The organism is Porphyrobacter sp. ULC335 (assembly GCF_025917005.1).
Classification (GTDB): Bacteria; Pseudomonadota; Alphaproteobacteria; order Sphingomonadales; family Sphingomonadaceae; genus Erythrobacter.
Map to the genome: position 1 here is coordinate 3396025 of NZ_CP078091.1, position 12624 is coordinate 3408648.

Consider the following 12624-nt stretch of genomic DNA (forward strand, 5'->3'; position numbering starts at 1 on the left):
CCTACTTCCTTGGCGCCAGATCCAGCACCGCAGCCACCATCGCCCGCGTGCCCAGCACCACGCTTTCACGCGGGGCGATCTGGAACAGGGGGGAGTGGTGGCCGGCAATCGGCGCGCCGCCTGCCTTGGCCGCGGCGAGGCGCTCGGGCGTGGTGCCGCCGACCGCGAAGTAATAGCCCGGAACGCCGGTATCGGGCGCGACGAAATAGGTGAAGTCTTCCGCGCCCATGCTCTGCTGCACGAAGGGCACCACGGTCGCCTCGCCCAGGTCCCGCTTCAGCACCGCGTTGAGGCGGCGGGCCAGCGCGGGATCATTATTGGTCACCGGCGTGCCCGATCCGCGCATCACCTTGACCGGCAGATTATCGGGCAGGCCATGCGCCTTGCCGATGTTGACCGCGATCCGTTCGACCGTGGCGATCACCTGCTCGCGCGTTTCCTCGTCATTGGCGCGCACCGTGACTTGCAGCTTGGCCTCGTCGGAGATGATATTGTGCTTGGTCCCGGCGTGGAATGATCCGACCGTCACCACCACCGGCTTCAGCGGGGAAATTTCTCGCGAATCAATGGATTGCAGCGCGGTGACGATCTGCGAGGCGATGTAGACCGGGTCCTTCCCGAGATGCGGCGCAGCCCCATGGGTGCCGATGCCCGGCACCATGATGTCGAGCGAATCCGACGAGGAATACTGGATGCCTTCCGAGGCCGAGACCTTGCCGGTTTCCAGATCGGCGGCGACATGGAAGGCCAGCGCATAATCGGGCTTGCCGAAGCGGGTATAGAGTCCGTCCTCCATCATCGCCTTGGCCCCGCGCACGCCTTCCTCGGCGGGTTGGACGACGAACATCAGCGTGCCGCTCCACTTGTCCTTCATCGCCGCCAGCCGCCGCGCGGTGCCCACCATCGAGGTGATGTGCGTATCATGCCCGCAGGCGTGCATCACCGGATATTCCTTGCCATCCTCGCCGATCTGCTTGGCCTTGGAGGCATAGGCGAGGCCGCTCTTCTCCTCGACCGGCAGCCCGTCCATATCGGCGCGCAGCAGGATCAGCGGGCCATCGCCGTTCTTGAGAATGCCGACCACGCCGGTCTTGCCGACGCCGGTCGTCACTTCCAACCCGGCGGCGCGCAATTCGGTCGCCATCTTGGCGGCGGTGCGGTTTTCGAGGAAGCCCATTTCGGGGTTCTGATGGAAATCGAGGAACAGCGGGGCGAGGTAGGTGTCATACTCCGCCTCGATCGCCTTCTTCGTTGCCGGGTCCTCGGCGCGGGCAGGCTGGGCGGCGACAGCGGCAAGCGCGATGGCGCTGGCGGCGAGTTGGAACAGGCGCATGAAAGTTCTCCCCGGTTGATGCCGGCTAGGTAGCCATGCCGTGCCCCTGCCTGCAAGCGCGGATGCTTCCCTGACCGGCAATGCTGCGCTAGAGCCGCCGTCATGGTGCTCACCATTCTTCGCTACGCCGCCAAAGCGGCCGCCAGTTTCATCGCGCTGACCGTGGTGCTGGTGGTGATCTTCAAGTGGGTCCCCGTCCCCGTCACCGCGACCATGCTGATGGACGAAAACGGGATCACGAAGGACTGGGAAAGCCTCGATAACATCGACCGCAATCTGGTCTCCGCGGTAATCGCTGCCGAGGATTCGCGCTATTGCGAACACTTCGGTTTCGACGCCGAAGCGATCGAGCTGGCGATGCGCGAGAACATGGAAGGCGGCAAGATCCGCGGCGGATCGACGATCAGCCAGCAGACCGCCAAGAACGTCTTCCTGTGGCAAGGCGGCGGCTTCTTCCGCAAGGGGCTGGAAGCGTGGTTCACCTTCTGGATCGAACTGATCTGGGGCAAGCGGCGGATCATGGAGGTCTATCTCAACGTCGCCGAAACCGGGATCGGCACCTATGGCGCGGAGGCCGGGACGCAGCGCTATTTCGGCCACTCCGCCGCGCGGATGAACCGGGACGAGGCGAGCCGCATGGCCGCCGCGCTGCCCAGCCCCAAGAAGCGCTCGGTGAAAAGCCCGGGCGGATGGCTCGCGCGCCACGGCAACCGGATCGAGCGGCGGATCGGCATCGTCAGGCGTGACGGGCTCGATGCATGCGTCTACGACTGATCGCATAATGGCCCACGCGCACGCCCATCACCATGATCACGGCCATGCCCATGAAGGGCACGGGCATCACCATCACGCGCCCGCCGATTTCGGCCGCGCCTTTGCGATCGGCATCGCACTGAACGTCGCCTTCGTCGCGGTGGAGGCAGTGGCGGGGGTCGTCTACGGGTCGATGGCGCTGGTGGCTGACGCGAGCCACAATCTGTCCGACGTGCTGGCGCTGGCGCTGGCGTGGATCGCCAGCATCGCAGCGCGGCGCCCGCCTTCGGGCCGGTTCACCTATGGCTACAAAAGCTCGACCATCCTCGCCGCGCTCGCCAATGCGCTGCTGCTGGCGGTGGCGCTGGGCGCGATCCTGTTCGAGACCGTGCACCGGATGATGAACCCCACCGAGCCGCAGGGCCTCGCCATGGCGGCGGTGGCCGGGATCGGGATCGTCATCAACGCGTTGACAGCCATGCTGTTTCTCAAGGGCCAGGAAGATATCAATATCCGCGGCGCCTATCTCCACATGGCGACCGATGCGCTGGTGTCGTTCGGCGTGGTGGTGGCCGGTCTGGCGATCCTGGTCACCGGCATCTGGTGGATCGACCCGGCGGTGAGCCTCGTGATCCTTGCCGTGATTGCCTGGGGCACCTGGGGCCTTGCGCGCGACAGCCTGACCATGGGCCTGCTCGCCGCCCCCGCCCGGATCGATCTGGCGCAAGTCAAGCAGCACCTTGCCAGCTTCGATGGCGTGACGGCGGTGCATGACCTGCATGTCTGGCCGATGTCGACCACCGAAGTCGCACTCACCGCGCACCTTGTCATGCCCGGCCGCCCTGCTGCCGACAGCTTCCTGCGCGATGTCGCCGCCTCGCTGGAGGCACGCTTCGGTGTGGGCCATGCGACTCTTCAGGTCGAAAGCGGCGAGGCACCCTGCCACCCTTGCGGAGCCGACTGCTGATGGCCGCCCGCCCCCGCCCTTCCTCCGACGAAGCCCGCGAAGCGCTGCGCGATGCCATGGCGCGCCTTGCCGCGGGCGATCAAGCCGCGCTGGAAGAAATCTATCGCGCCACGCGGGTGAAGCTATTCGGCATTACCCTGCGTATCTTGGGTGACCGAAAGGAAGCCGAGGACGCCTTGCAAGACGTCTATGTCAATCTCTGGCAGCGGGCCGACCGCTATGACCCGTCCCGCGCGAGCCCGATCGCGTGGCTGGCGGCGTTTGCGCGCAACCGCGCCATTGATCGGCTGCGCACCGGCAAGGTGCGCGGCGGCGCTGTTCCGGTCGAGGAAGCCGCGCCGCTCGCCGACGAAACGCCGCTCGCCGACATGCTGCTGGTCGATGCGGAACAGGCGGCGCAGATCCACAAATGTCTGGGCGCTCTCGATGACCGCACGCAGGGGCATATCCGCGCGGCTTTCTTCGAAGGGCAGACCTATGCCCAGCTGGCCGAGGCTGCGGATGTGCCACTCGGTACGATGAAAAGCTGGATCCGCCGCGGGCTGCAACGCCTGCGCACCTGCCTTGAAGCGAGCGAGGCGGTATGAGCGCGCCAGAAGATACGGGCCCGGAAGTGACCCGCGATGATCCGATGATCGCCGCCGAATGGGCGCTTGGCCTGCTCGAGGGCGAAGAACTGCTCGCCGCGCGCGGGAAGTATGCGACCGATCCGAATTTCGCCTGGCGCAAGGAATGGTGGGACGATTGGTTCGCCCCGCTGACCGATGCCATGCCCGGGGCAGAGCCAAGCGATCACGTGTGGGAAGGCATCGCCGCCCGCGTGACCGCGCAGCAGAGCGATGCCGCCGTGCCCGCCGCGCCTGATGCTCTGCCCGCCAACGTCATCGCGCTCGAAGCGCGGGTGCGCCGCTGGCAGTGGGTCGCTGGTTTGACCTCGGCTGCGGCTGCCCTGGCTCTGGCGCTGTTCATGTTCGCCCCCGGCCGTTCACCAGTCGAAGCGCCGCCCACCCAGATTGCCGCCGCCGCACCGATGGTGGCGACCGTGCCGATTGGCGAGACCGGCCTGCGCCTCGATGTCACCTATATTCCCGAAAGCGAGAAGATGCTGGTCGCCGCGATCGGCCTGACCGCTGACGGGGTGCACGATCACGAGCTGTGGCTGGTGCCGTCCGATGGCAGCGCCGTCCAGTCGCTGGGCGTCGTCGCGCCGGGCGAAGTGCGCAGCATGGTGCTGCCTGCGGCGGTGACAGCCAAGCTGGGTGACGGGGCAAGCGTCGTGCTCACCCGCGAGCCGATCGGCGGCAAGCCCGATGGCAAGGACGCCGGCCCGGTGGTGGCCAAGGGCGCGTTCAACCGCGTCTGAGCCGCACTCGCTTCGCCGTGCGCTAACGGCAATTCATCCGCATTTGCATTTTCGCCGCATCCGCTCCGCCAAGGAATCCGTAACGTCTTATGCAAGCGGGAGGGGCTTGCAGACGCGACATTCCTTTTACGGAGATTCCCCCTGTGACCCCTAAGACCACCCTGACTGCCGTTATCGCCGCCGCTCTGGCCGCGACCACCGGCCTTGTTGCCGCCCCCGCGCTTGCCGATCACCACAAGGAAATGAAGGCAGAGCCCAACATCGTGCAGGTCGCGATGAGCACCGGCGTGCACAACACCCTCGTCGCCGCAGTCAAGGCTGCGGGTCTCGTCGAAACGCTGAGCGGCCCCGGCCCCTTCACTGTCTTCGCCCCCACCGACACCGCCTTTGCCAAGCTGCCTGAAGGCACCGTGGCCACGCTGGTGAAGCCGGAAAACAAGGGCACCCTGACCACCATCCTCACCTACCACGCTGTGGCGGGCAAGGTGACCGCGGCCGATCTGGTCGCGCTGATCAAGCAGCACGGCGGCACTGCCACGCTGACCACCGTTTCGGGCGGCAAGCTCAAGGCGCGCCTGTCGGGCGACAAGATCGTCATCACTGACGCGGCCGGCGGCACCACCGCTGTGACGCAGGCCGATGTCATGACGTCGAACGGCGTGGTCCACGTGACCGACGGGGTGTTCCTCCCCGGCTGATAGAGCTTAACAGCTGGCGCTGCCTTTCAACCCCCATCCCCTCCCATCCGAGGGGCAGCGCTTCTCCCGACCCCGTCCGGCCTTCCTCCAGGGCCGGGCGGGGTTTTGGTTTGTGGGGGACCGAGTTCGCCGTCGGACGGCCAAGCATGTTTGGCAAGGCGCGACTGCTCGGGTCGCGGTGTAGCAGTCCACGGCCGGATTTGACTCGGCAGAAAATCGTCGGCTTTAGCCGTGAGTGCCGACCGATCAGCTTTTGGTCACAGACCAGCTGCAGAACGTCAATCTGCCCCAACGCCAGTTTTGCCGGGACCTGTTGCAATGCCATTGAAAACAGCACCGCGACGGTCTCGCTTCATTGCAGTTGTGGCCGCATCATTGGCGGCGGCCTGTTCCCCGCATGCAGACCTCGATCAGCCCTCGCAGGCCTTGCCGGCGCCGGACAATGAGGTCCAACGTCTCGGTGAAGCCTTTATTGCTGCCGACCAAGCCGATGCGCTGTCCGTTGCGATCATCGAACAAGGCAATGTTCGGTTCCTGAATTTCGGAACCATATCGCGTAGTTCGGCAATGCGCCCGGATAGCGGCACTGTCTACGAGATCGGATCGATCACCAAAGTGTTCACCTCACTTCTGCTTGCACAGGCCGTGGTGGAACAGCGTGTCGATTTGCAGGACGATATTCGCCAGTACCTTCCCGGCGATTATCCCAACCTCGAGTGGCAGGGTGAGCCGGTTCGCCTGGTCCATCTGGCCGAGACAACCTCGGCGCTGCCTGATAATATTCCGGATCTGGAGCCCTTCATCGAAGAAGGTGGGCCAAGCCGCGCCCCGTTCCTGATTTCGGAACGCTGGAGCAGCTATTCAAACGACGATTTCTTGACCGACCTGCGATCAGCAACCCTGATCGACCGGCCCGGCACCACTCCGCGCCATTCGAATGTCGCAGCGACCCTGCTCGGGATCATTCTGGAACGCGTCTACAACGACCGCTACGAAACCCTCGTCTCCCGCTTCATCGAACAGCCTGCGGGTATGAAGAGCGGCAGCTTGGAGGTCCGCGCCAGCGACCTTGCTACCGGTTACTCTGGCCGCGGTGTTGCCATGCCGGCACTCGATAACCGGTACATCCTCTCGGCAGGGGGCCTGCGATATAGCAGCGCCGACATGGCGAAGTTCGTCCAGGCCCAATTGCGCGCGGACGGCAAAGCGATCCGGCTGAGCCAGCAGGCCACCATGAAGTATGATCAAGGCGGGCTCGGCTTCAACTGGCGGTTTGCGATACCGGCCGACGGTACGCATGTCCTTCGCGCTTCGGGCGGGACTTTCGGGTCCAGCAGCTACGTGGAAATCCGTCCTGAGCGCGATTACGGCATCGTCCTGCTGGCAAACCGTACGGGCGCCGAGAACGCGCTTTACCTGCTCGCCGAAAAGGCATGGCAGGTTTCGCGGACGCGGCAGCACATTTAACATCGCGCCCCGCTCGCATCCCCCCACCATAAGTAGATTGCAGTCTCGGCACGCTGAAACAGCGCTGCAAGGACCAACCCCTGCCCTCAAAAGGAACTCCTGCATGACGAAAGTGCTGATCGGACAAGTGCGATTCGTCCCCGCCCTGGCGCTTGCTCTGATCTTGCTGGCCGGGGTGCTGACTCCAGGTTATTCATCGCTATCGCAGCACATCAGCGAGTTGGGAATTCTGCCAGGCTGGCCGGGCTTCGCGATGCGCAGCGGTGCAATATTCGCCGGAACCTCTGTCGCGCTGTTCGGGCTTGGTCTGATCGTGCACAGGCCACACAGGATGGTCTTTACCGGTCTGGCTGCCTTCGTCTTTGGTGCAAGCTACGCCTCGGGAGGCGTTTTTCCGATGGGCGATGCTCGCCACGGTTTGTGGGGACTGGTGATTTTTTACCTGCTGATCCCGGGATTCTTCGCCGCCGAGGCCCCTGCAGCCTTGCGGTCCCGTTTGGTCGTAAACGTCTCGCTGTTCGCGGCGCTTTTGACTTTGCTCTACATGTGGTTCCTGCTTTCGGGGCTGGAACCACAGGAGATCAGGGGCCTTACTGCGCGCATTGCCGTTCTGGTGATCTTCGGCTGGCATGGATTTGCTGGCTACGTTTTGAACGTGCAGCAAAGCGGGCAGGCCGGACAAAACCCTTGAATTCAGCGGCGCTGGCCGCGCGAAGCGAAGAAAGCCGCGCGGACGCGCGCGCGGCTTTCGACGGCAGTCGGCTTACGCCGCCTCTTCCTTCTTCTTCTCGGTGCCGATCACGCGGATCGGTTCCTTCTTGCCCGCGACCACATCGGCGTCGAGTACGATCTCGGTCACGCCTTCCATGTCGGGCAGGTCGAACATCGTGTCGAGCAGCAGGCCTTCCACGATCGAGCGAAGCCCGCGCGCGCCGGTCTTGCGCTTGATCGCACGCTCGGCAATCGCCTGGAGCGCGTCGGGGGTGAAGGTCAGCTCCACATCCTCAAGCTCGAACAGCTTCTTGTACTGCTTGACCAGCGCGTTCTTGGGCTCGTTGAGGATCGTCACCAGCGCCGGGATGTCGAGATCGTGCAGCGTGGCGATAACCGGCAGACGGCCGACGAATTCGGGGATCAGGCCGAACTTGAGGAGATCCTCGGGCTCGCTCTTCTCCAGCAACTCGCCCACGCGGCGCTTGTCCGGATCGGCAACATGCGCGCCGAAGCCGATCGAGCGCTTCTGCAAGCGGTCGGCGATGATCTTGTCGAGGCCCGCAAAGGCGCCGCCGCAGATGAATAGAATGTTCGTCGTGTCGACCTGGAGGAATTCCTGCTGCGGATGCTTGCGCCCGCCCTGCGGCGGCACGGAGGCGGTGGTGCCTTCCATCAGCTTCAGCAGCGCCTGCTGCACGCCCTCACCCGAAACGTCGCGGGTGATCGAGGGATTTTCCGCCTTGCGGGTGATCTTGTCGATCTCGTCGATATAGACGATCCCGTGCTGGGCCTTTTCGACATTGTAGTCCGAGGCCTGAAGCAGCTTGAGGATGATGTTCTCGACATCCTCGCCCACGTAGCCCGCTTCGGTCAGCGTGGTGGCATCGGCCATGGTGAAAGGCACATCGAAGGTGCGCGCCAGCGTCTGCGCCAGCAGGGTCTTGCCCGAACCGGTCGGGCCGACGAGCAGGATGTTCGACTTTGCCAGTTCGACATCGCCAGATTTGCCGGAGTGCTTCAGCCGCTTGTAGTGGTTGTGCACCGCCACCGCGAGGACGCGCTTCGCCCGGTCCTGCCCGATCACGTAATCGTTCAGGGTGGTGAAGATATCCATCGGCGTGGGGATCTCGCCATCTTTCTTGCCGGCGATCCCTGCCTTGGTTTCTTCGCGGATGATGTCGTTGCACAGCTCGACGCATTCATCGCAGATGAACACGGTGGGGCCGGCGATAAGCTTGCGCACTTCGTGCTGCGACTTCCCGCAGAAGCTGCAGTAGAGGGTGCTCTTGCTGTCGGATCCGCTCAATTTGGTCATTCCTGTGTCCTCGAATCCGGCCCTGCACGCTGCGCGATGCGCATGGCGGATTCGTCAAGTGTATCCATGGCACCAGATGAATCAACACATGGCGCGAGAATTCGTGTTGTTACCATAGCGGCGCTACCGCCAGATGAACGGGAAAAGTGGCCTTGCAGGGCCACTGTCCCGCTGCGGTGCAGGAGGCAGGCAGAGCCTTATTCAGGCGCCCCGCCCGAACCGAGCTCGCCGTCGGTTTCCTCGTTGTCGGGCCGCGTCTCGAAGACCTTGTCGACCAGTCCGAAGTTCTTGGCTTCTTCGGCTTCGAGGAAGGTGTCGCGGTCCATCGCCTTTTCGATTTCCTCAAGGCTGCGGCCGGTGAACTTCACGTAGAGGTCGTTCATCCGCGAACGGATGCGCAGGATTTCACGCGCCTGGATCTCGATGTCCGAGGCCATCCCGCGCGCCCCGCCCGAAGGCTGGTGGATCATGATCCGCGCATTGGGAAGCGCGATGCGCATGCCCGGCTCGCCCGCGGCCAGCAGGAAGCTGCCCATCGATGCGGCCTGCCCCATGCACACGGTCGACACGCGCGGCTTGATATATTGCATGGTGTCGAAGATCGCGAGACCGGCCGTCACCACGCCGCCGGGCGAGTTGATATACATGCTGATCGGCTTCGAAGGGTTCTCGGATTCGAGGAACAGCAGCTGAGCGGTGATCAGCGAGGCCATGCCGTCTTCAACCTGACCGGTGACGAAGACGATGCGTTCGCGCAGCAGGCGGCTGAAGATATCGAAGCTGCGTTCGCCGCGGCTGGTCTGTTCGACCACCATCGGCACCAGCGCGCCGGTGACCGGATCGCGGGTGAACTGCCCCTGGGTGCCGTAGGATTCGCCGGTATTGCCGAACAGATCGATCATGGAATGCTTCGCCCTTGCTGGTTTCGATATGGCTATGTCGGACGCTGAGGGGCAATTTCAAGGGCGTTTACCTTGTCTCTGTGAATTGCCTGCGGACGAGCGGGCGTGAGGGGCTAGGGGGACAGGGGCGTTTTGCCCCTTGCCGCGGCGCGCCAGCGTGGCAAACCATGCGCCATGAACCATTGCACTCTGGCCCGCCCGGCCCTCGCCCTGCTCCTTGCCACCGCTGCCATGCCGGCGCTCGCCCAGAAGGCCAGCCCGCCCCCTGCCGACAGCACGCCGGACCGGGCTGCGATAAACGAGCTGCTCGCCGCGGACGAGTACATCCTGCGCATCCAGGCGCTCGACGATAATGGCCCGCGCATCAATGCGGTGATCGATTATGATCCGACCGCCCCGGTCAAGGCGCGCCAGCTGCTCGGCACCGGCCCGCTGCGGGGCCGCACGGTGCTGGTGAAGGACAATGTCGAAACCGCCGAATGGCCGACCACGGCAGGATCGCTCGCGCTGAAGGACAACGCCACCGGCCGCGATGCGCCACTGATCGCGATGATGCGCAAGAACGGCGGCGTGGTGCTGGGCAAGACCAACCTGTCCGAATGGGCCAATATCCGCTCCAACACCTCGACCAGCGGGTGGAGCGGGGTCGGCGGATTGACGCGCAATCCCTACGCCATCGACCGCAATTCCTGCGGGTCTTCCAGCGGCAGCGGCGCGGCGGTGGCGGCGGGGTTTGCCTGGGGCGCGATCGGGACGGAGACCAACGGCTCGATCACCTGCCCGGCCAGCGTCAACGGCCTCGTCGGCTTCAAGCCGAGCGTCGGGATCGTCAGCCGCACCCATGTGGTGCCGATCTCCAGCACGCAGGACACCGCCGGGCCGATGACGCGCAGCGTTTATGATGCCGCCTTGCTGCTGACCGCCATTGCGGGCGAGGACAAGGCCGATCCCGTCACGCTCGAAGCCAAGCGGGTGAAGGATTACACCGCCGGTCTCGACACCGCATCGCTCAAGGGCGTGCGCATCGGCGTGCTGCGCGGCGCGGTGGGCGCGCGCGGTGATGTAAAGGCGCTGTTCGATTCGGCGCTGGCGGACCTGACCCGCGCAGGCGCGGAGCTGGTCGATGTCGAATACGAAGCCCCGGGCGAGCTGTGGGAAGCCGCGCTGCCGGTGCTGATGTTCGAACTCCGGGTCGAGATGGACAAGTACCTCTCCACGCGCCCCGGTACCGAAGGTCCGCGCAGCCTTGCCGATGTGATCGCCTTCAACACAGCCAACGCCGATCAGGAACTGCGCTGGTTCGGGCAGGACCTGTTCGAACAGGCGCTCACCACCACCGATGCGGAAGCCTATGCAAAGAACCTTGCCACCCTGCGCCGCCTGACGCGGGCGGAAGGGATCGACAAGCTGCTCGCCGACAACAAGGTCACCTTCCTCGTCGCGCCGACCGAAGGCCCGGCGTGGACCACCGATCTCGTCAATGGCGACCATTATGCCAATGGTATCGGCGCGGGCTATCTGGCGGCGATTGCGGGCTATCCGCATATCACCGTGCCGATGGGCGGCGTGGAAGGCCTGCCGGTGGGCTTCAGCATCATGGGCGGCCAGTGGCAGGATCATGCCGTGCTGAAGGCAGGCGCAGTCTACGAAAAAGCGCGGACAGCCAAGCTGCCCGCGCCGACATTCCGTCCGTGGCGCGCGGCCGAATAAGCCCTGCCTATTGCAGGTCGATCCGTTCCCGCGCAGCGACACGCGCGTCGACCACCTTGACCAGATTGCAGGTCACAGCGGCCGCGCTGCACCGGGCGGCGACCCGCTCTGCGGGGTCGATATCACGGGCCATGGAAGAAATCCGGACCGATTTGTTCTGGTCGAGATAGAGCGCCACGAGGCTGTTGAACGATGAGGACGCGACCTCGCACGCCTCGCCGGATTCCTTTTCGCACGCCGCCTGCGCCGCCTTGCCGGCCACATCGACATCCTTGATGCCGCTGACGCTCCACACCGAACTGCCCCAACGCGTGCTGTCACCTTTGACCCATGCCTGGGCGGTGGCAAAGGGCTTTCCTTCGGCCGAGGGATCGTAACGGATCACAAATTCATCGGACAGGTTGAACGTGCCGGCGAGCGTGCACTTGCCGGATGACTTGCCCGCCGCCTTGTCCTCCTTGCAATGATCGAGTGCACGCTTTTTCGAAAGTTCAACCGACGCGGCGGTGGCGATGCTTTTCGTCTGCCCGTCGCGATGCACCACCGTCAGCAGGGTGTCCGATGCGGACAGCGCGACCACGCATCGCCCGGGATATTCGGCCTCGCACGCCGCCAGCGCATCGGCATGCGCCTTGTCAGCGCTGGGCCGCCCGCCAACGACCCACACGTCGCCGACATGGGGCCGCCCGTTGCCCTTGCTTTTGTCGAGCCAGACGGCCGCACCATGAATGCGCCGCGGATCGCCCTGCGGCGCATAGATCTCGGGATTCTCCGGGACAGACTGGCCCACGGGCGCTGAACCGGGTTCGGCAGTGGCCCACCGGAGGATCTCGCATTCGTCGTTCTGCTTCCGGCAGTAGTCCTTCGCCGCGCGTTCGGCCTCGCGCCTCTTGGCCCGGTCGACAATATACAGGCCGCCATCGACACCCCGGGCGAGGACGACCGCACCGTTAAGGTTGCTCGCCGCGATCGTGCAGCCGCCGCCCATTGCGGAATTGCAGGCTGACAGCGCAGCGCCTTCCGCTCGCTCCCTGGATTGGAAACCGACGCTGAACCAGGCGTCGCGTGCATCGGCATGCCAGGCCGCCGCGTAGTAATTGGGGATGGACTGCATCGGCACAGCTGGCGGCGGCGGGGGGCCGCTGCTGGCGCACACCGGTACCGAGGCGACGCCGTTGCCGCCCGGAGTCATCCCGATCTGTTGCTCGCCCGGCCCGGGTCCAGTGGGGCAGATAAACGTGCCTTGTGCCTGCGCGGGCGAAGCCCATGACAGGGCTGCCATGGCGGCCGCTATCGCTGCGGCAGCAAACGCCAGCGCAGTGTTCCGGCCATCACGCATGCTCGATCACCTTTGCCCACGAAGCCACGTGACGCGCCTAGCAAGGCCGGGCAACCGCGACAA

General features: G+C 64.8%; 12 protein-coding genes. 8 read left to right on the forward strand and 4 right to left on the reverse strand.

Annotated elements, in window-relative coordinates:
• Window position 1 precedes the first annotated feature (1 nt).
• Window positions 2–1333: an amidohydrolase gene (locus KVF90_RS16265; RefSeq protein WP_264392603.1), complete on the reverse strand. Its 1332-nt coding sequence runs from the start codon at window positions 1331–1333 to the stop codon at window positions 2–4.
• Window positions 1334–1435: 102 nt separating this feature from the next.
• On the opposite strand from KVF90_RS16265, the gene mtgA reads away from it, so the two are divergent.
• The 7 genes from mtgA (at window position 1436) to KVF90_RS16300 (ending at window position 7272) form a co-directional block, all read left to right on the forward strand.
• Window positions 1436–2107, forward strand: coding sequence for a monofunctional biosynthetic peptidoglycan transglycosylase (gene mtgA, locus KVF90_RS16270; protein WP_264392604.1), 672 nt, complete (start codon window positions 1436–1438; stop codon window positions 2105–2107).
• Window positions 2108–2114: 7 nt separating this feature from the next.
• Window positions 2115–3053, forward strand: coding sequence for a cation diffusion facilitator family transporter (locus KVF90_RS16275; RefSeq protein WP_264392605.1), 939 nt, complete (start codon window positions 2115–2117; stop codon window positions 3051–3053).
• On the forward strand, window positions 3053–3640 hold the full coding sequence (locus KVF90_RS16280; protein ID WP_264392606.1) for a sigma-70 family RNA polymerase sigma factor: 588 nt from the start codon (window positions 3053–3055) through the stop codon (window positions 3638–3640). The genes KVF90_RS16275 and KVF90_RS16280 overlap by 1 nt, the downstream gene beginning before the upstream one ends.
• Window positions 3637–4416, forward strand: coding sequence for an anti-sigma factor domain-containing protein (locus KVF90_RS16285; RefSeq protein ID WP_264392607.1), 780 nt, complete (start codon window positions 3637–3639; stop codon window positions 4414–4416). Before KVF90_RS16280 ends, KVF90_RS16285 begins: the two co-directional genes overlap by 4 nt.
• A gap of 143 nt (window positions 4417–4559) precedes the next feature.
• The gene (locus KVF90_RS16290) at window positions 4560–5114 is read left to right on the forward strand and encodes a fasciclin domain-containing protein (protein WP_264392608.1); all 555 of its coding nucleotides are present in this window, start codon (window positions 4560–4562) and stop codon (window positions 5112–5114) included.
• 318 nt (window positions 5115–5432) lie between these two features.
• Complete coding sequence (locus KVF90_RS16295; protein ID WP_264392609.1) at window positions 5433–6581, forward strand: serine hydrolase domain-containing protein; 1149 nt, start codon at window positions 5433–5435, stop codon at window positions 6579–6581.
• A gap of 103 nt (window positions 6582–6684) precedes the next feature.
• Window positions 6685–7272: a DUF998 domain-containing protein gene (locus KVF90_RS16300; RefSeq protein ID WP_264392610.1), complete on the forward strand. Its 588-nt coding sequence runs from the start codon at window positions 6685–6687 to the stop codon at window positions 7270–7272.
• Between the two features lie 72 nt (window positions 7273–7344).
• Here the strand turns inward: KVF90_RS16300 and clpX are convergent, their stop codons facing one another.
• On the reverse strand, window positions 7345–8610 hold the full coding sequence (clpX, locus tag KVF90_RS16305; RefSeq protein WP_264392611.1) for an ATP-dependent Clp protease ATP-binding subunit ClpX: 1266 nt from the start codon (window positions 8608–8610) through the stop codon (window positions 7345–7347).
• Window positions 8611–8807: 197 nt separating this feature from the next.
• Window positions 8808–9512, reverse strand: a complete 705-nt coding sequence (locus tag KVF90_RS16310; RefSeq protein WP_264392612.1) for an ATP-dependent Clp protease proteolytic subunit — start codon at window positions 9510–9512, stop codon at window positions 8808–8810.
• A gap of 174 nt (window positions 9513–9686) precedes the next feature.
• On the opposite strand from KVF90_RS16310, the gene KVF90_RS16315 reads away from it, so the two are divergent.
• On the forward strand, window positions 9687–11222 hold the full coding sequence (locus KVF90_RS16315; RefSeq protein ID WP_264392613.1) for an amidase: 1536 nt from the start codon (window positions 9687–9689) through the stop codon (window positions 11220–11222).
• Window positions 11223–11229: 7 nt separating this feature from the next.
• On the opposite strand, the gene KVF90_RS16320 is transcribed toward KVF90_RS16315, so the two are convergent.
• A complete protein-coding gene (locus tag KVF90_RS16320) occupies window positions 11230–12504 on the reverse strand; it encodes a DUF4189 domain-containing protein (RefSeq protein ID WP_264392614.1) in 1275 nt (424 codons plus the stop codon).
• Between the last annotated feature and the right edge of the window lie 120 nt (window positions 12505–12624).